Annotated in this window: 11 protein-coding genes and 1 pseudogene; 5 read left to right on the top strand and 7 right to left on the bottom strand. The window is 63.3% G+C overall.

Going from position 1 to position 19,965, the window contains the following annotated elements; all coding sequences use genetic code 11:
- Window positions 1-30: 30 nt before the first annotated feature.
- From OR16_RS43645 to OR16_RS22735, 4 genes and pseudogenes are all read left to right on the top strand, one after another.
- Window positions 31-231 (top strand): hypothetical protein, encoded by a 201-nt coding sequence (locus OR16_RS43645; protein ID WP_141639904.1) that lies wholly within the window; start codon window positions 31-33, stop codon window positions 229-231.
- Entirely contained in the window at window positions 228-992 is a 765-nt protein-coding gene (locus OR16_RS22745) for an SDR family oxidoreductase (protein ID WP_006160296.1), read from the top strand. The genes OR16_RS43645 and OR16_RS22745 overlap by 4 nt, the downstream gene beginning before the upstream one ends.
- A 120-nt stretch (window positions 993-1,112) precedes the next feature.
- Window positions 1,113-1,301, top strand: coding sequence for a hypothetical protein (locus OR16_RS43640; protein ID WP_006160294.1), 189 nt, complete (start codon window positions 1,113-1,115; stop codon window positions 1,299-1,301).
- Window positions 1,302-1,570: 269 nt separating this feature from the next.
- Window positions 1,571-2,575: pseudogene (locus tag OR16_RS22735) on the top strand (IS4 family transposase).
- A gap of 380 nt (window positions 2,576-2,955) precedes the next feature.
- Here OR16_RS22735 and OR16_RS22730 read toward each other — a convergent pair.
- The 7 genes from OR16_RS22730 to OR16_RS22705 all read right to left on the bottom strand — a co-directional run bounded on the left by OR16_RS22730 (window position 2,956) and on the right by OR16_RS22705 (window position 19,261).
- Window positions 2,956-4,137 carry an MFS transporter gene (locus OR16_RS22730; protein WP_006160292.1) on the bottom strand — a complete coding sequence of 394 codons (1,182 nt, stop codon included), beginning with the start codon at window positions 4,135-4,137 and terminating at the stop codon, window positions 2,956-2,958.
- A gap of 83 nt (window positions 4,138-4,220) precedes the next feature.
- Complete coding sequence (locus tag OR16_RS22725) at window positions 4,221-8,612, bottom strand: non-ribosomal peptide synthetase (RefSeq protein ID WP_006160291.1); 4,392 nt, start codon at window positions 8,610-8,612, stop codon at window positions 4,221-4,223.
- Complete coding sequence (locus OR16_RS22720; RefSeq protein WP_237717186.1) at window positions 8,609-10,891, bottom strand: acyltransferase domain-containing protein; 2,283 nt, start codon at window positions 10,889-10,891, stop codon at window positions 8,609-8,611. Before OR16_RS22720 ends, OR16_RS22725 begins: the two co-directional genes overlap by 4 nt.
- A complete protein-coding gene (locus OR16_RS41690) occupies window positions 10,825-11,727 on the bottom strand; it encodes a polyketide synthase (protein ID WP_006160289.1) in 903 nt (300 codons plus the stop codon). Before OR16_RS41690 ends, OR16_RS22720 begins: the two co-directional genes overlap by 67 nt.
- A complete protein-coding gene (locus OR16_RS43630) occupies window positions 11,724-14,750 on the bottom strand; it encodes a non-ribosomal peptide synthetase (RefSeq protein WP_081488857.1) in 3,027 nt (1,008 codons plus the stop codon). The genes OR16_RS41690 and OR16_RS43630 overlap by 4 nt, the downstream gene beginning before the upstream one ends.
- On the bottom strand, window positions 14,636-18,199 hold the full coding sequence (locus tag OR16_RS43005) for a non-ribosomal peptide synthetase (protein WP_006160285.1): 3,564 nt from the start codon (window positions 18,197-18,199) through the stop codon (window positions 14,636-14,638). The genes OR16_RS43630 and OR16_RS43005 overlap by 115 nt, the downstream gene beginning before the upstream one ends.
- Window positions 18,200-18,349: 150 nt before the next feature.
- Window positions 18,350-19,261, bottom strand: coding sequence for a helix-turn-helix transcriptional regulator (locus OR16_RS22705; protein WP_237717182.1), 912 nt, complete (start codon window positions 19,259-19,261; stop codon window positions 18,350-18,352).
- 260 nt (window positions 19,262-19,521) lie between these two features.
- Between OR16_RS22705 and OR16_RS22700 the strand changes: the two genes are divergently transcribed.
- Window positions 19,522-19,965: TonB-dependent receptor plug domain-containing protein (locus OR16_RS22700; protein WP_237717181.1), on the top strand; the 444-nt coding region annotated here is incomplete at its 3' end.

Below are 19,965 nucleotides of genomic sequence, written 5' to 3'. Positions count from 1 at the left end.
ATCACCAACGCCGAACTGGTCAAAACCGGATTGAATCTGCTGGAGTTCGCGGTCGGCCCGATGCAGTCAGTAGCGACAGATCGCCAGCAAACAACCATTCCGCCGCGCTGGCAAAAACAAGAGCAACGCGGATCGTTGAATTTGAAAGCAAGAATCGGATCGCAGCATTCCGGCCCGTCGGCGATGCTGGCAGGACCCGTGAATACCCTTGAAGGGGAGGTTTTTGCATGAAGCAGCTAGCAGGAAAAGTCGCCATCGTCACTGGCGCCAGTTCAGGCATCGGATATGCCGCGGCAAAGTTGTTCGCCGCGGAGGGTGCGAAGGTCATCGTGACGGCGCGCCGTGAAACCGAATTGGAGTCCCTCGTTGCCGAGATTCAACGGAATCAGGGCGAGGCCATCGCGCTCGCAGGAGACGTGAGGGATGAATCCCTTGCGCGTGAGCTGGTGGAGATCGCTGTGCGTCGTTTTGGTGGACTCGACATCGCCTTCAACAATGCGGGAACAACGGGAGAGGCATTGCCCGTTCCTGACATGCCGAACAAAGCCTGGAACGACATCCTCGAAACCAACTTGACCAGTGCATTCCTGGGGGCCAAATACCAGCTTCCCGCGATGGTCGCCCGAGGCGGTGGATCCATCATCTTTACATCCACATTTGTTGGCCATACCGTGGGGATGCCCGGCATGGGAGCCTATGCGGCGAGTAAAGCCGGCCTCATCGGCCTGATGCAGGTGATTGCTGCTGAGTTTGGTACCAAAGGCATCAGAGCCAACGCGCTTCTCCCCGGCGGCACGGACACGCCGATGGGACGCGCCAGCGCTAATACGCCCGAAGCCCTTGCTTTCGTTGAAGGGCTGCACGCACTCAAACGCCTGGCAACCCCCGAAGAAATTGCCAGATCGGCGCTATTCCTGGCCTCCGACGCGTCGAGCTTCATGACCGGCTCGACGCTCTTGGTGGATGGCGGCGTATCCATCAATAGGACATGAAACAGGGCATGAGGGTGAGGGTCAAATGAGCCGCTGACTGAAGACGCAGGCGGAAGGCGCTATGCAAAACGCGAGCTGACCCTCATTCCATCCGACCTGTCCAACCAGAGCGTGCAGCCTTTGTTTATCGTCCTCCTGAAGTTCTCCGACAACAAACATCGCGCCGCCGAGTTCATGGCGCCCCACAAGGCGTGGATCCACGGGGTGTTCCTGATGGTCGGCAGCCTCCAGCCGAACCTGAGTGGCGGCGCGCAAGTATGGCGCCAGGTGCGGCATTTCTCCGCTGCGGTAAACGCACCGCGGCGTTGAGGGAGATCTTGGGATAGGTGCTACTCCGCAATAGCGGAAGCGCCAGCTTTTGCCGCCTTCGGCCGATACGGCGAGGGACAGTCCGTCGGTATCACCGAAGGTGTAGTCCGGACTGAAAAATGCTGGCTGCTGCTGGAATCCAGTGGATGGCACTGGAATGAAAAAGGGGCTTTCGCCCTAATGCCGTTCAGTTAAGCGACTGAACGGCATTTCTGTTAGTGACGCAAACCTGTTGTAAGCAGGCCGTGGCGATGTTAGCTTTCGTCGCAATGCTGGCCGACGATTTGCACCCTCTTGTTGAATCACAACCGCCGTTCGAATGGAACCGGCTGAGTGAGCATCTGCCGTACGAATGGGTGGAGCAGGCAGTCCGGGCCGGCGGCAGTGCCAGCCTTCGTCGACGCCGCCTGCCCGCGCAGCAGGTGGTCTGGCTGGTGATCGCACTGGCGTTGTACCGGCACCAGTCAATCAGCGAAGTCGTCGACGGGCGGGAGCTTTCGCTCCCCGCGCCTGATGTGTCATTTGTCAGTAAAAGCGCCATTGCCCAGGCACAGCAGCACACCGGCGCCGCGCCCCTGGCGTGGCTCTTTCACGAATCGGCCAGGAACTGGGGCGCCCAGGATCAGGCGCACCATCGCTTCAAAGGGTTCTCGCTGTTCGCGATGGACGGTACCACGCTGCGCACCGCCGACAGCGCCGCCAACCGCAGGCATTTTGGGGCATCTGCGGCAGCGCATGACCGGGTGGGCAGCTATCCCCAGCTACGCGCGGTTACGCTCACGGCCATTCCTACCCGCTTGGTGTGTGATACGGAATTTGGTCCTTACGACATCAACGAGATGATCTCGGCGCGCGAACTCATCCCGCGCGTGCCGGACCACTCCATTACCGTGTTCCACAAGGGATTCCTGGCGGCTCAACTGCTGTGCAATCTGGTCTCTGGCGGCGAGAACCCGCATTTCATCATTCCGGCCAAGTCCAATACGCGCTGGGAGGTGCTCAGCGGCAAGCCCGGCGATCAGACGGTCCCGTTGACGGCGTCTGCCAGGAGTTCTGGGGCGCCCTGATTGCCTACAACCTGATTCGCCTAGAGATGGCGAAGGCCGCGCTTGAGGCCGGGCGTGCCCCCGAGGAACTGAGCTTCATTCGTGCATTCCACGCGATCCGGTACGAAACTGCCCAACGAGAAACGGCCCGGGCGCAGTTGCGCACGGGCCGTCAAGTCCAGACCTTTCCGTTACACCGTTCGATATCTCTCAAGAAACGTTAACTGAACGGCATTGAGCGCCAGCGCTTGCAAGACGAACGCTTCGCCATCGAAGGCGAGAAAAGCCAGACCGAGGGCGACAAAGGTAAAGGGTGGAGTGGCCAAAGGAAGGGCATTCAAGGGGAAAGGCCCTACCCGAAAAGGCCGTTGAGTCAACCTGCGCCAGATCGAGCGGAGCGACAACCTTCTGGCGCATGTCGGTATTGGTCAGCCTCTGACGCGCGGCAAAAAAATGGGGGCGCAAGGCCTGGACGGCCGGCGCTTTCACGGTTTGCGCGCCGCCTACTTGCATCGGGTGGCGACGGTCTTGTCTGCGATCGCGCCTTGCTCACTGTACGTTGGCTGCACGTCACCTCCACTCCCTATCAGGATATGGTTCACACAGCCTCACGCACTGGCCACCTTTATCCGCCGAGTTTGTGACATGGCCAACAGCGAAAGGACGCAGAGCAAAGCGCAAGCCAACAGGTAAGGGAGCACCCAATTCCATTGGTACAGCACGGTGAAGGCCAGTGGAGAGACGACGCTCGCCGCGCCTTGTGCGGCAGACAGGGTGCCAGCAGCTAGTCCCTGCTCCCCCGCCGCTGCCGCATTTGCTGCCAACGCCTGCGCGGCCGGAAACACCATGCCCAGGCCCGCGGCCGCGACGCTGTAACTGGCAATCAGCCCCAAGGGGGTCGTGGTGAGGAACAACGGCGCGAATCCAGCCGCGGCCAGCAATGAGCCAAAGCCGATCATGGCTTGCGGCGACACCCGATGCAGGCGCGCTACGACCAGTTGGATCAAGATCAACGCGACACCGACGCCAGCCATGGCTAGGCCGGCCACCTTGGCACCCGCCTGAGCATCCAGGGCCAGGCGGTCCATGGCAAAGAATCCCACACACATTTGCCCGGCGAGCACTGCGCTGGTCGCCAGGAACATGGCCGCCACAGGCAGGCGCACCCTTCGATCAGCGAAGGCAAGGGTAGGTTTTTCACCCTGCTCGACCACCGCTGAGGCAGGTACATGGCGCCAGAGCAGATAGCCCGCCAGTAGCGGGAGACCTGCAGCGAAGTATAGGGGCAGGTTCAGGTTATGCGTTGCCAGCAGGCCGGCGGCGAGCGGGCCGATCACCATGCCCACAGCGTTTGCAGCGCCAAGCTTGGCGAGCACCGCACGCCGTACATCAGTAGGAAAGTTGTCGGCAAGCCAGGCATTGCTCACCACGGGAATGGCGGCGTAAAACAGCCCCATCACACCGCGAATCGCGATTAGCAGGGCGAGCAGCCCGATCAGCGGCAGCGATATCCGCGTGACCACGTCAAAGTACGCGGCCAACACCGTAAACGAGCTGCAGAATCCCAGGAGCGCCCACGAAAGCACGCGCTTGCGACCGTGCACATCGCTGAGCCTGCCCCAGCCCCGGGAGCTGGCCACCCAGAGCGTACCGGCAATGGTGACGGCCAGCCCGCCGTGCCATTCCGCCAGGCCGAGGGTGCGAACCAGCGGCCCGACCACGGCGACGAAGGACATCAGGGCCGCCATGCAGAGGCTGTTGATGAGGAGAAGGTACTTGAACGCACGCATGTTCTGAGTTCCACAAAGTGGGTGGGAGGATGCTTGGGCACCAGCGGCAGACGTTCTTGAGCGCAGTCGTGGGTAGCTCCTGACTAGCCGTATGCCGCTGCGACACCCGTACGTGGAAGAAAGCCGCTCTCAAAGAAGCGCTCGACCGTCTGCCAGAGCAACTGTTCATCCATGGGCGGCAGGGCGCTGTCGAGTTGGCGTAGACGCTCCAGGGTTTTGTGCTTGTCCAGCTCGAAGAAGTGCTTATGCTCTTGCCAGGCATCGCCGAGCAACGGCAATACCTTCTGCCACTCGGGTTGCTCGCCTAGTTGCATAGCGACCCGCCCGAAGCGCTGAGACCACTCCTCACCGGAGAGCAGATGCACGGGGTAACCCTTGCTGCGCAGCAACGCAGCCACCTCGGCCCACTTCCAGATCCGCGGATTCGACACGTGCCAGGCTTGCCCCAGGGTAGAGGCAGAGCGTGCTAGGGCGATGACCGCCTCAACCGCCCGATCCACCGGCACCAGGTCGATCGGACGCGGGGTGTCGGGGATGATGCCAACGGTCATAGCCAGCTTGATCAGTTGCCACATCATGTCCTGGCTGTTGGCCTGGTGGCGGTCCGTGTCACCACTGACCGTTGTCATCCGCATCACCGAGCAGGGCACCCCGCGCTCAATCGCCCGGCGAATCATGGTGTCGCTGACCCATCGGGCTTGCAGGTAGCCGGTCGGGAGACCGCGCCAAGTCAACAGCGCATCGTCCTCGCGCACGCGGGCGCTGTCTCCGGCCGCGCGGGAGTGGTCGACGACTCCGAGGCTACCAACGAAATGCAAGGGCTTGGCCCGTGCCGTGGTCGCCAGGTCGAGCATGGTTGCCGTGGACAGCGCATTGGTTGCCCGTAGCTGCGCATAGGGCGCGACGAAATTGATCGCCACACCGGTGTGGAAGAGCACCTGACATTGCTCGGCAAGCGCCTGCCAGTCCTGCTCAGAGAGTCCGAAGCGGGGTTGCCCGAGATCGCCTGCGACTATGCGCAGGCGTGAGCCGCGCTCGCCGCTCCAAAGCCCGAACTGACTCAGATGCTCGACCAGACCGGCCCAGGCGCTTTGCGCGTCGGATCCCGGCGCCAAGCAACTGACCGTAAGGGTCGGGTCATCGAGCAAGCGTGCTAGCAACCAGGCATTGATGAAGCCTTGTGCACCCGACAGAAACACATGGACCGCCCCTTGCGGCCAAGGGGTGATCTCCCCCGCCAACGGCAGGACGTGGTCGGCGCTGGCCGCGTCGATATGCAGATCATGGTGCTGGGGCCGGCCAGTGCCACGATCGGCGACAGGCTGTGCGCCATCCTGATACTGCTGGATAAGATCCGCCTGCTGGCGGATGCTTGGGGCCTCAAATGCGCCACGGATCGGGAAAGGAACGTGAAACGCCTTGCGCACGGCAAAGCACAGCTGCGTCATGCTGATCGAGCTGCCGCCGAGGGCGAAGAAGTCGTCGTCGATTCCGAAAGCGTCCTGCCCAAGCACCTGTTGCCATACGGCGTGAAGACGCTGCTGCCGGTCGGTATGCGGAGCGACGCGCTCGATACTGTGTACCGCAACAGCGGCATCCAGGTAGCGCAACGCCCGACGGTCGAGCTTGCCGCTGGCGTTTCTCGGCAAGTCGGTCGTCACCTGCCAGTGGCGCGGCATCTGGCCGCTGGGTAGCTGCCGCGAGAGCAACACCTGCAGATCGGCTACCAATGCCTCTGGGTCCTTGTGATAGCACTGACTGGCTATGTGGGCGGTCAATATCGCCTGCCCAACGGCGTTGTGATGGCAAGCCAGCGCGGCATCATCGACCCCCTTGCGTGATTTGAGCAGGGATTCGATCTCGCCGGGCTCGATGCGCATGCCGTTGAGCTTGATCTGATGGTCGGCACGACCGTGGTAGTGCAGCTGTCCATCCTCTCCAAGCGCCACCAGGTCTCCGGTCGCATACATTCGCGGTCTGCCAGGCAAGCCGTCCATCTCCCTGAACTTTGCGTCCGTGGCGTCAGGATTGGCGTGATACCCGATGGCGAGGCAGTCTCCCCCCAGGAACAACTCGCCAATGGCCCCCTCGGGTAGCGGATGCCGCCCTTCGTCCAGGATGGCGCCCAGCGCCCCCGGAAGCAGCTTGCCCAGCGGGACGGTGGCACAGTGAGCAGGTTGCCAGGCGCTGCAATCGAAAGCGCACGCATCAGCCATCACCTCGGACGAGCCATAGAGGTTCAAGATCCGTGCATTCGGGAAGCGCTGTTTGCCTCGTTCAAGCAGGTCACTGGGGAAGCGTTCGCCGCTGACCTGGAGCAGATGCACGCTTGGCACGGGTTCGGCCAGGACTCGCAGCAAGCCCTCCAGGACGGAGGGGGTGATGACCAAGCGGGTAATGGCCTGTTCAGTCAACAGCGCCGGCCACTGCCCCAGGTCATGGCTTTGCTCGGGTGTGGGGGCCACCATCCGATAGCCGGAGATCAAGGGCCCGAGCACTTCGCAAATGGCATCGACGAAGGCAGGTGAGGTCTTCAGTAGAATGCTGTCTTCAGGGCTGGCGGGCAGGAAGCTCTGCATCCAGCCCAGTCGTTGGCGCAAAGCGCGTAGCGGCAAGCTGACACACTTGGGCCGGCCTGTGGAGCCGGATGTCAGAACCATGCACACGCAGTCCACTTCATCCATGACCACAGGGGGAACGCAGGCGGTGACCGGCCCAGTTTCCGCGGCGCTCAGGTCGACAATTGTCGGCCCCTCCCAGCGGTGCGGTTCGGGCCACAGGCTGGGCTCGCTCAGTAGCGCGGCCGGTTGGATGTACGCGAGCTGCTCGCCCAGGCCTTCCACCGGCCTGCGGGGGTCCAGCGCCAGCCACGGTCGGCCAAGGTAGAGGGCGGCAAGTATGGCACTGACGTAGTCGATACCAGGCCAGAGCAGTAATGCCAGTGGAGCGCTACGATCGGCCGGCAAGCTCGCCGCCAGCCGCCGGGCGAGCGATTGTGCGCGCAGGACCAGGTCGTTCCGGGTAAACGACTGGGCTGGCTGTGCTTGGTCGAGCTGGGGCGCCGACGGGTTGGCTGTGGCCAGTTCGAGTATGCGCTGCCACAAACTAGGCGCGATTGCGGTCGGGACCGCATCCAGGGACAACGTGGGCAACGGTTGCATAATCCGATCGGCTATAAGGTCGCCCAGCTTCCGGGGACCGCCTTCGGCCAACACCAGCATGATATCCGCCATCTGCTGCAGCAGATCCAAGGCTCGCGCGTGCGAAAGGGCGCGCTCGCGAAAATTGAGTCGCAACCGCACGACGCTGCCCGGATAGCCCGCCAACATCAACGGGTAGTGGTTCAGCTCATAGCTTTCATCGTGGACTACCCGAAGCGAGTCCGCCGACCCCTCCTCCACCGAGCTGCCCGGCTGGTTCTCCCAGACCAGTAGCGTCTGGAACAAGCCCTGGTTGGCAGCCGTTCCGGCGAGTCTTTGCAGTTCGCTGAGTGGCAGATAGTCGTGCTGTCGGTCGGCGATGAGTTGCTGCTGCAATGCCTGCAGCCAGGGTTCTATTTCTTGCTCAGGATTGAGGTCGACCGTGACGGGGAGCACATTGAGCAGAAGGCCGAGCATCCGCTCGATTCCATCAATCTCCGCCGGGCGCGTGGAAACCGTGTAGCCGAAGACAAGCCGGTCTTGGCGCAGATAGCGCCGGAGCAGAATTGACCAGGCGGCGTTGAATAGAGTGCTCTCGGTCAGCCCCTGCCGCCGGGAGCCTTGTTGCAAGCGCGCACTCTCGGCTTCATTGAGCTTGTAGTCGACCGCGGTGCTCGATCCGGTTCTGCTCTGCTCGACCAAAGGCGCCTTGCCAGTGAATCCACCGGCCCCCAATCGGTCCTGCCACCATCGCCGTGCTGAATCCTGATCCTGCGCCTGCAGCCATTCGCAGTAACGCCGGAATGGCACCGCCGGGGCCGGTAAACCCAGGGGATGCTGATAGAGTTGGCCCACCTCGGCGAGGAGCAGGTAAAGCGACCAGCCATCCGCCAGCAGATGGTGGAGGGTCAGCCAGATCTTGTGCAGGCTCTTCGCCAGCGTAACCACGGTGACAGTGAACAGGGGCGCGCGATTCAGCGAGAACCCGGCGGCCCGGCGTTCCGCGCGAAGCTTGTCCTGTACGACGGAGTGCTGCGGCCCCGCCAGATGACTCAGCTCAATGTGCTCGAACGATACTTCCAGCCGCTTGTGCACCACTTGGTAGGCCTTGCCCAGGCCCTCCCAATGAAAGCTGGTCCTGAGCATTGGCTGATGATCGAGAACCTGCTGCCAGGCGGTCCGGTACCGCTCAATATCGAGATCGCCATGCACGCTGAAGCCGTACTGCTCCAGGTACATGGCAGGATCCTGCGCTGCCAGCGCGTGGTAGAGCATGCCCTGCTGCAATGGGGTAGCTGGCACTACGTCGGCCACGTTGTGTTTGTCGAGATTCATACGGATTCCTGCCTATCCAGGATGTGCATCAATGCTTGGAGGTCTTGCGGATCGACGTCAGCCGTGGCGCTCGGGGCAGCGGGCTCCGGCGGTGCTGCCAGCGCGGCGCAAAGCGCAGCGATGTCGCGCTGCTGAAAGACCTGCTGCGGTGTGAGTGTCCAGCCCTGGTCGCGCACTTGCTGGCAAAGACGCAAGGCCAGAATGGAGTTGCCACCCAAGGCGAAGAAGTCGTCGTGACGGCCAATGCCGGCGATGAACAGAAGGTCCTGCCAGAGCCTCGCCATGACCTGTTCCTGGCCGGGAGTGGGAGCGGCAAAGGGTGTATCCAGGGCCGGACGTTGTTGGAGTGTGATTCGTTCGCGGCCTACAGGGGCTTTTGCACTGCAAGCGTTGCTGGCAGCAACTGGCTCCAGTATTGGCGTAGCCTCTCCCTGGCGCAGGGCCTGCAGCAAGGGCAGGCTCGACGGCAGCCAATGCCGTTCCCGGGCAAAGGGATACGGAGGAAGCGTGACGCGCGTGCGGGGCATCCATGACTGATTGAAGACCTGCCAGTCGACGACGTCGCCGGCTTGCCACAGGCGCGCGATCGCGAACAGGTAATTGCCGTGGTGGTTCGAGGCATCCTGGTGCCGATCGCCGCCGACGCTCAGCATTACCGACGGATGGCAGCCAGCATCTCGCCCGAAGGTGAGCAGGCCACCGGCCGGACCCACCTCGATGGCTGCGGCCGGCATGCTCAAGCGCAGGCGCGCCCAGGCATGATCGAAACGAACGGCACTGCGCAACTGCTGCACCCAATACTCGGGGTCCACCGCGCGCTGATCCGCCAGCCATTGACCATCCTGTCCACTCAGCAACGGCAGGTTCGGCGCGTGCAGTTCCAGCTCTCCGACCGCTTGCCGATAGCGAGCCAACGCCGGCTCCATCATGCGCGTGTGGAAGGCATGAGAGGTGCGTAGGCGCCGTGGCTGCCAGCCGAGTGCTTCTGCAGCGCTCATGAAAGAACCGAGTGCGTCCAGCGGACCGCCGATGACGCAGCATTTAGGCGAGTTGACCACGGCCAGGTCAAGGGCTGGATGGCCGCCCGCCAACAGCGCCTCTACCGGCGCCGGGTCGGTGTGGACCAGTGCCATGCCTCCTAGCGCCCCCTCGGCCATCAGCGCGCCGCGCAGGCACACCAGTTTGCAAGCCTGGGGCAGCTCGAATACACCGGCCAGGCAGGCAGCGCTCAGTTCGCCCAGGCTATGCCCCAGCATGGCGACAGGCGCCATCCCCAGGGCGAGCAAGGTCTGCCCAAGGGCCACCTCATAAGCGAACAGGGCCGGCTGGACGATGGCGGTATCGTCGATCTGCTCGCCACCGACATCGAGCAGCAGCCCGCGGATGGCATGAATCGGCGCATCCTCAGGGAACCGCTGCAGAATCTGCTCCAATGCGTCGCGAAATGCCGGCTCCGAGGCGTGCAACGCTGCAGCCATGCCCGGATACTGCGCGCCCTGTCCAGGGAACAGCCACAGTGACGCGGGCCTGGCGGAACTCTGCATTCGGCGTATCTGGCGAAGGCCAACCGCCGCCTGCGCCGGGTCCTGTGCCAACAGCACACCACGCCAAGGAAGCGCCTGCCGTCCGACCTGCAAGGTGTAAGCGATGTCGGCGAGATTGGCCATAGGATCACCGTCGATCCAGTCGGCCAAAGCATCGGCCTGACGTTGCAGTGCCGATTCGTCCGCGGCGCTCAAGACCAGACAGTGGTAACTGCGCGCGGGACCGACCGCGGGAGTAGCCGGTCCCGCCTCCAGCACGACATGGGCATTGGTACCGCCGAAGCCGAAGGCGCTGACCCCCGCCAAACGCTTGCGGCGGGCAGGCCAGGGTTGGCGCCTGGTCACGACCGCGAAGGGGGTCTTCGCCAGCCCGATCTCCGAATTGGGCGCCTCGAAATGCAAGGTCGGGGGTATTTCGCCACGATTCAGGCAGTAGGCGGTCTTGATCAGCCCCGCCAAACCGGCGACGGTATCCAGGTGCCCGATGTTGCTCTTGATGGAGCCAATCAGGCAGTGCCGGGGCGGCAAGGCCTTCGCGCTGTTGGCGCGCACGGCTTGGTCGAGCGCGTTGATCTCAATGGGGTCACCCAGGCGCGTACCGGTGCCATGGCATTCTACATAGGCCAAGTCAACCGTATCGACCTGTGCGACCTGGAGGGCTTCGTTAATCACCTCGATCTGCCCTTGCAGCCCAGGGGCGGTGAAGCCAACCCTTGTACTCGCATCGTTGTTAATCGCGCTGGCGCGGATGACGCAAGGACTCTGTCGCCATTGACGATGGCATCGTCCAACCGCCGCAGCAGGACCCCGGCGGTGCCGGAGGCGAAGACGGTGCCGTTGCTATTGGCATCGAATGGGCGGCAGTGACCGTCTGGCGAGCGAATCCCGGACTCTTGCGCCAGATAGCCAACTTCGGCCGGCACGCTCAACGAGGCCGCGGCAACCAGGGCGCGATCGGCTTCGTGGTTCAGCAGGGCCTGGACCGCAAGGTGGACGGCCACCAGGGATGATGAGCACGCCGTTTGGACGCCGATGGCGGCGCCACTGAGATTCAGCTTGTAAGCCAGGCGGCTTGCGCAGTAGTCCTTGTCGTTGCCGACGATGCAGTCGAGCATATCGGCGTTGCCGGTCAGCACCTGAGGCAGGACATGCAAGGCCGAGTAGCCGTTCGCTCCTACGCTGGCAAACACGGCGGTGCGCATCCCATCCTGATCACCCGGTGGGTGCCCGGCATGCTCGAAGACATGCCAGGCACACTCCAGCAACAACCGCTGCTGCGGGTCCATAAACGCGGCCTCACGCGGCGAGTAGCCAAAGAACGCGGCGTCGAAGCAGTCGTAGTGCGCTGGAATACGGACCTGCGACACGTACCGGGGAGACCGCGCGAGATCACCGTGGCCGGCCTCCGCAAGCTGCTCCTGTGTCAGGATCCGATACGGCTCTTGACCGGCCAGCAGCAGTTGCCAGAGCACCTCGACCGAGTCGGCGCCAGGAAATCTGCCTGCGGCGCCAATGATCGCCACATCTGACGAACGTGGATGGTCCGTGGACGATGCAAAATTCAGGGTCATTGCCTCCCCCCCCTGGCTGCCAACCTGGCAGCCGCCCGATTGCCAGCCAATGGCGCGGCCGCCGTGCGGGGGTGCACCTTGTCATCCAGGTGGGCAGCCAGGGCATGGATGTTCGGGTGCTGGAACAGGAGCGTCAGCGGGAATTCACGCTGCAGCGCATGGCAAAGCTGTCGCTGCAACTGTGTAAGCAGCAAGGAATTGCCGCCCATCTCGAAGAAGTTGTCGTGAATGCCGACGTTCTGGACGCCGAGCAGGTCTTGCCAGACCTGCGCGATGGTCTGCTGCAAGGGTGTCGTAGCTGCCGCGAAGGAGCTATCGCTGCCAGCGACGGCGAGATCGTCTAGCCGCAGGCGCCGGCGATCCACCTTGCCGGTGGCCGTGACGGGCCACTCCCGCTGTAGGCTCCAATGACTTGGAATCAGTCCTTGGGGAAGCTTGTCCGCAAGGTGTCTGCGTAACGTCAGGGCATCCACCCCGATCTGAGACTCGAGCAGCACATGTCCGATCAGCCGCTGTTGGCCACCGTGCTCCCACAGCGCGATGATCGCGTCGCGAACTGCCGGATGCTGGCGCAGATGGCTCTCGACCTCCCCCGCCTCCACCCGCATGCCGCGCAGCTTGAGCTGGTGGTCACGCCGACCAAGGCAGCGTAGGCGACCTTGTGCGTCGCGCACGGCAATGTCACCGGTTGCGTACAACCGCGTACCGAGCCCACCGGGCGTGCGCCAGGTGCGGAATGTCTTTGCCGACAAGTCGGGGGCATTGCGGTACCCACGCGCCAGATTCTGGCCGCTGACGTGGATCTCCCCAGCGCACCCCGGGGCGGCGAGCCGACCCTTGCGGTCGAGGAGCCACAGCGTAGTGCCGGGTAGTGGCCGGCCGATCGGAACGTGGCTGGCACCCGAGGACAGATCGGCTTGGGTGATCTGATGCCACGCGCCATCCGAGGTCAGCTCGGTTGAGCCGTAGTAATTGAGGAGGATAGCGTTCTCGGGCAGGGCATCGAGGCAGCGCTGTGCCAGGCCGGTGCGGACATTCTCGCCACCCAGGACAAGCACGCGCAGCGGCAGGCCCTCGGCCTGCGGAAGCGCGAACAAGGCGTCGGCCAGTGAGGGTGTCAGTATCAGGCGCGTGACACCATGACGATAGATCAGTTGAATCAGCTCCGACGGGCTGCGCGCCTGGTCGGGTGATGGGACAATCAACGTCATGTCGGCGAGGAGACTGTCCAGAAGCTCGCCTACGGCGTCGACGAAAGCCGGGGATGTCTTGAGGCAGCCGATGTCGCCGAGTTGAAGCGGGGCCGTGAGCTGGCCCCAGGCCAAGCGTCTGCGGAGACTGCCATAGGTGATCTCCACCCCTTTGGGCTGCCCTTCGGAGCCCGAGGTGTGCTGGATGAGCGCGACGGCCTCGTCCGGCGCCGCCTGATAAGCCAGAAGCGGTGCCGACTCGACAGAAGCCGGCTGATCGACCAGCAGCAGCGCAAGGTCCGGCGCGAGCGCTGCCTCCCAGAGCGCTTGCTCGCTAACCAGGCCCCCCGCGCCGATACGGGCAAGCATGTCCGCAACGGCCTGCGCCGGGCGCCGCGGGTCCGCTGGAGCCCAGGCCCTCCCTAACCGCAATGCGGCGAGTATGGCAGCGACATAGTCAAGCCCAGGGTGCAAGCGGATGGCGATTGGCGCCGCCGGCTCGGCATGCGCGGCGATCCACCCGGCCAGGTGCTCCGCTCGCGCCATGAGCTGCGCCCAGGTGTATGCGCGGCCCATGTCGTACCGCAGCACTTCGTGCTCCGGCCGGCGTTGCGCATGAGCCTGCAGCACGGGCCAGGGGTCGGTCCCATCCAAGGCCGGCCCGCCGTCGACCCACGCCCAGGCACGGGCCCGCGCCTCGCCGGCCAGGGGCAGTTCATTGACGCGGGTATCGGGGGCTTCTACCGCTGCGCTCACAATGTGCTCAAAGGCGTGATGCCAGCGCTCAATGCTGGCGGCATCATACAGATCGCTCGCGTACAGCCAGACTAGGACCAGGTCGTTGCCATCGGGTATGGCAATGATCTCCAGGTCCATATGGGTCGTGTCGGGCACGATCGCGCGACCGGTGACGCTGAGGTGTCCGAAACGCCCTTGAGCCAAGCCCGCAGGCTGGTAGGTGAACGACACCTGGTACAGCGGGTTGCGACTGAGGTCGGCGCCGGCGGCCATGTTCTGCACCAGTTGCTGGAGCGGATAGTGCTGCCGCTCCTGTGCACCGAGGAATTCATCGCGCACGCGCCCCAGTTGCTGTGTGAACGGCAAGTTGTCGGCAAGATCACCGCGCAGCAGCAGGTTGTTGATGAAGAAGCCAATCATCCGCTCCGCGGCTGGGTGATCACGCCCGGAGACGACACTGCCCATGACGAACCGGTCTTGGTCGGCAATCCGCCCTAGGGCAACCTGCATGGCGGTAAGCAAGGTGATGAATGGCGTGACGCCGTGCTCGGCCGACAGCGCCCCGATCTTTCGGGTCAGCGCCGCGCCGAGTCGATAGCGGCCGACGGCACCTCGGAAACTCTGTACTGGCGGGCGAGAATGGGCCTCCGGAAGGTTCAGCGCAGGAAGATGCTCCAGGCGCTGTTGCCAGAACGCCAGCGTCGAGTCGACCTGAGCCGCAGGGATTTCGTGCTGACTCTGAGCGAAGTCGGCATAGCGCGCGACGGGCGGCAGGGTCGAAGGCAGCTCTGCGTTTTCGTCGAGGTAGAGGCTGAACAGCTCAAAGTTGAACAGATCCGCCGACCATCCGTCGAAGGCTATGTGGTGAAGGCTGTAGAAGAGGACGTGGCGCGTATCGCTTCGAGCGAAGAGACGCGCACGAAGTAGCGGCCCCCGCTCCAGGTCGAAGCCCTCTTGCCTCTCCTGCTCGGCCCAGGCGTTCAGCCGTTCGTCCTGGGCACTCGGTTCAAGGCCCCGCAGGTCTTCATGGGTGAGCAAGCTGCCGACCGTGGAGTCAACCACGTGCCAGTTGGCGCGCTGGCCGGGAAGCGACATCGCAACGGCTCGTGGCGCTCGACCAGGCGCCGTAACGCGCGGGCGAATGCGCGTGCGTCGGCCGGGCCATCAAGCTCCAGGCAGTAGCACAGGTTGAAGAACGGGCTGCCGGGCGCCAGTTGCGCCATGAACCACAATCGTTGCTGCGCCCAGGACTGCCGGGGTTGGTGTGCATCGGCCTGCGGCCAAGGCGCGGCCTCGGTTTCGGATTGGTGCTCTGATAGCCAAACGGCCATTGCCCGCACGGTTGGATGCGTGAAGACCATTGCCAACGGTGGACGAACGCCGAATGCCTTCTCGATCTGCAGTAGCAGCCGCGTGGCGCTGAGCGAATCGCCGCCGCAAGCGAAGAAGCCTGCTTCGGCGTCCGTGATATCGACGTCGAGCACGGTGCGCCAAATGACAATCAATTGTTCTTCAATGCGATTCTCTGGCGGACGGCCGCCGCGGACCGGTTGCTGGTATTGCGCAGCAAGCCCGGCAAGCGCGCGGCGATCGACCTTTCCATTGGCGGTCAATGGGAACCGGTCCAACGGCAGGAAGATCCTCGGGATGGCCGCGACCGGCAAACGATGCGCGCAGGTGCGTCGCAGTTCGGCTTCGTCGCAGGCTTGATCGCGAGGCTCGTAACACACCGCCAATATCGAACCGCTGTCGCCCCGGGCGACTTCGAGCGCCACCGCCCGACGGACCCCGGCGTGCGCCATCAGGGCCGACTCGATCTCCAAGGGGTCGCAACGATACCCTCCGGCATTGATCTGAAAATCGGTGCGCCCGAGTATCAAGAGGCTTCCGTCCGGGCGATATGCGCCTTGATCTCCGGTGCGATAGATTTTCTCTCCCGTGCGCGGATGGACCAGAAAGTGCTCAGCCGTTTGCTCCGGATCCCCCAGATAGCCCAGGGCCAGACTGGCCCCGCCGCAATACATTTCTCCGGGGACATGATCAGGGCAGTCGTCGAGCTGCTTGTCCAAGACGTAATAGCGGCAGTTGTCGATCGGCTTACCGTACGGGATGCTGGGTTGCTTCGTATCGGCGATACCCACTTTGTGGGTGATGTTCCAGACGACCGTTTCAGTAGGACCGCCAATACTGCGCAGATGGAGACCTCGATGCTGTAACAAGTGCGCGGCCAGACCAGGGGCAATCCAGTCCCCGCCGAGGATGACTTGACGCAGACTGGCGGGGAGTTGGCCATCCGCAGTCTGGGCTGAAGTCCATAGCATCTCCATGAAGCGTGGGACGCTGTTCCAGATGGTGACACCGTGGGCCCGCATCAGATCGAGCCAATGGCCGGGATCCATGTCGCGAGAGGCGTCGGGAATCACGAGCGCCGCACCGGCGCAGAACGTCGCCAACTGGTCGAACAGGGCCAGATCGTGATGCTGCGCAGTGATGGAGATGACGCGGTCGCTCGCCTGCAGGCCGAAGCTGCGCACGCTGTACTGGAGAAAGTTCGCCAAGGCGCCTTGAGGAATCTCGACGCCCTTGGGTAGGCCGGTCGAGCCTGACGTGAAGATGATGCAGCACACAGCATCTGGCTCGAAGGTCGCCGGAGCAATAGGTACAATTGCGACTTTCGGAGGGTGGTCGGGCAAAGCCATGCACGGCAACTTCGCAAGGAGTTGCTCAGGTGCCGGCGTGTTGATCAGCACGACTTTCGGCTCGACCCTGTTGGCGATCGCCAGCAAGCGCGACTCGGGCTGGTTGTGGTCCACCGGCACCGCTACAGCCCCAAGCCATTGGCAGGCGAGCAATGCCGCGGTTTGCTGCCAGCCACGCCGCAGCAGCAGGATCACGCGATCGCCTTTGGCGATGTGGGCTTGCTGAAGCGCCCCGGCCAGCGTAGTGACTTGAGCGACAAGTTCCTGATAAGAAAGCGCTGTGCCCTGCGCGAGAATCAGCGCTACGGCATCGGGGGATCGTCTTGCATGTGCCGCCAGCGCTTGAGCCGAGGTCTGCTCCTGGCGCTGCGCGTCTTTCCATAGTGCTGCCCGCGTTGCGACCTGCGCCGGCGGCAACGCCGACGGCAACGGCGCATCCCAGGCCTCATCACAATCAGCCAGGCGCGCCAGGGCGCCAGAGAAGACACCGAACATGTCGTCCAGCATGGCCTCCGGAAAGGCGCTGGGCATCGCGTCCCAGTTGTACAGCAGACTGCCACCGTCCACGAGATACTGGCAGTCCACGAGTACCTGCGGGGTACGACTGACGACCTGAAGAGGCTCTCCAAACACGGCCCCGATTTCTTGCGGGGTGAGCGCCGCGCCTTCGCGCTGGTCTGGGGTAGTGGTAAACACGATGGGCATCCCTGCCGCTTCACCCAACCGCTGCAGGCGCGCCAGTTCGCGCAACTGGCGTATGCCGGACACCTCCTGGTGATCGAGATCTTCCCAAAGCTGCGCTTGAAGCTGCATGGCATGTTCGCCGAAGGACGCGGACGCTCGCAGATCGACCTCAAGCAGGCTGAACGAGGCAAACTCGCCGATCACATTGCCGATATCCGCATGCCAGTCCGGCCGGTTGAAGCGCGGTACGTTGAGCGTGAAATGGCGTGAGGTGCTCCAGCGGGCCAACGTACTGGCATAGACCGTCAGGATCACGGCCGCCAAGGACAGGCCGCGCCGCCTCGCGCTGTCGTTGAGCCGGGCCAGACCTTCGGGCGCGAGCGTCCCGGACCAGCGTTGGAATCGATTGTCCGCTCCACCGGTTCGACGAGGAAGAACCGGCGCCGGCGGCAGGGTCTGCAGTTTAGTCCGCCACCACGCCAGCGAACGCTGATACCGCTCACTGGCCTCCTGTTCCTGCAGGGCGGCAATGTAGTCGCAGAACTGCATCTGAAGGTCAGGCAACGCGCGATCGGGCCATTGGTAGAGCTGGGCCAGTTCGTCGAACAGGATGTGCAGGCTGCGGCCGTCAACATTCCAGAGATCCAGCTTGACGTGCAGATAGCCATCGCCTTCACCCAGCGCATCGAAGTGCAGTCGCGAATGCGGCCATTGCTCCAGGGGCACGCATTCTTCCTGCATGCTCCGCTGCACGTCGGCAAGGGTCTGCTGTTGCTGACTCGGAGAGAGATCGGCAAGTGCCCCGCGGGAAATGGACTGATGGGGGGCGGTCGGGGCAACCTGCTGCAGGCCGTCCGCCCTTACCGTGGCGCGCAGCATGTCATGACGCGCGATCAGTCGGTTCCACGCCAGCTCGAGCCGCTCCAGGTCGAGTTCGCGGCAACGGTACTGCGTATAGAACTGGATCGCGCCGGCATGGGAGAAGGTTGCCTGTCGGCCCATCCAGTACGCATGTTGCATGTCCGCCAAGGCGAAGGGGCGATGGCGTCGTTCGGGGTCGGGCGCGATTCGGATCTGCTGAACGCGCGCAGCAGTCAATCGCTCTTGGAGACGGTTCGTTCGGCTTGCCGATCGCGGCAAGAGATCTTCCTCTGAGGCCATGCTGACTCCTTAGTCCCTTCGCAGGATTGCGAGACGCAGTCCAGATATGTAGACCAATTGCAAATGAGAGTCAATCGCATTATTGCAGCACAGCAATAGCTTTCGAATCGATCCTACCGGCCCCCCCGATCACTTCGATTCAGATAGAAGTCAGCGCCAGCGCAGGTTGCCTGGTGAGTAGCCGAACTGGCGCTTGAACGCGGTGGCGAAGTTCGCCGGCGAGTCGTATCCGCACTGCCGCGCCACCTGAGCAACACCCAACCCTCGCTCCAGGCACAGGTGCGCTTGCTCCAGCCGCCTTCGACGCAAGTAGGCGGCGACTGGAAGGCCAAAGGCACTCTTGAAGTCCTTGCGCAGGGCGCTGACGCTCGTTCCCGCCAGGCGGGCCAACTCCTCCAGCCCTGGCGGGTCGTCCAGGCGGAATTCCAGAATTTCGCGGGCACGGGCCATGCGCTGCGATCCGGGCAGAGCCGGCAGAAGCGGCGTGCCTTGGTTGTTGCGGTGACTGTCGATCAGCCCCAACAGCAGGTCATGGGCACGAGCCGCCAAGAACAGCCTGCCCATCTCGCCGCGGTAGCTGCTGTACAGCAGCCGCATGGCATGGCTACGCAGCGCTGGCATCAAAGGCACCTTGCATGGATGCAACTGCCCGCAGTAGGCGAGCAGTTGCCCCATCACATCGTCGCCCGCGTCGCGTGCAAGCAGCCAGGCGCGGGTTAGGAAAAAGCTGAATCCCGCAATGCAGGTTCCGGCGGCATATCGCCCCTCAAGCAGGCTGCCCTTGCGTGCCGCCAGTGCCCAGCAGTGGTTGGGAGGCACGGCGAAGTCGTACTGTGGCTGGCCAACGTGCCCAGACTGCGCTTCGCCGAACAGCGTCAGGCCGAGCAGGAGCCCGTCTTCTGGAATCGGATTGGGCAGTACGGCGTCCGCCGAAGCCAACAACTCGCTGCCAAACATGAAGATGCCGTCGCCGCTTTGCCACCGGACCTGACGCAAAAATTTCAATACTGACATGAAGGATCCCCCGCTCCCCGAGCACTTCGTTCCAGTCGCTCCGATCACCGCCGCCTCCTGCGTCAGCGCCGTGCACGCCATCTCTGTTCATTTCTCAAACGCTTCCTGTGCATTTCGCAAAGCCACTTCAGTGGCGGGAAAAAGACAAACTCATACAATGAGAATGATTATCACTCAATGTTAACCTAACTGGAACCCTGGCTGGCGGCATTCATCCAGTGGAGTCCCAGGGTTCTACTTTTGCGCCGCTCGCCGTAACGCCGTCCAGGCGTAACCCGCCGACAGCGCTTCTTGGGAGGAAGGAAGGGATGAGCGCAAGAGGTCTTGAGGCACCGCTGGCTACGTTGGCGTGCTTGCTGTCGGGATGGGTCACGGCGCAGACCGCTCCCCAGACAACGATCGAACTTGAGGCCCAGGTGGTTACTGCGCAGAAATTCGAGCAGAACATTCTGGATGTACCAGCGACTGTCGAAGCGGTCAGCGCCGAGGAGTTGGCCCTGCACCAGATCGACAGCCTGGAGGGCTTGGACAAGCTGATCAATGGCCTGAGCATATCTAGCTATACCGGAGGCCAGCCACGCATCTTCCTGCGCGGCATGGGTGATGCCTTCGATCTCAAGAACAAGCGTGTCGCCGTGTACATCGACGGCGTGCCGCAGCTGGACTCCGTGCTGCAGGATCCGCTACTGCTGAACAACGTTGAACGCGTCGAAGTGCTCAAGGGGCCGCAGGGCACCCTGTACGGCCGCAAT

Source organism: Cupriavidus basilensis OR16 (genome assembly GCF_000243095.1).
In the GTDB taxonomy this organism is placed as follows: Bacteria; Pseudomonadota; Gammaproteobacteria; order Burkholderiales; family Burkholderiaceae; genus Cupriavidus; species Cupriavidus basilensis_D.
Note: the sequence above shows the minus strand (reverse complement) of the source record. Positions and strands in the feature narration are given on the sequence as shown.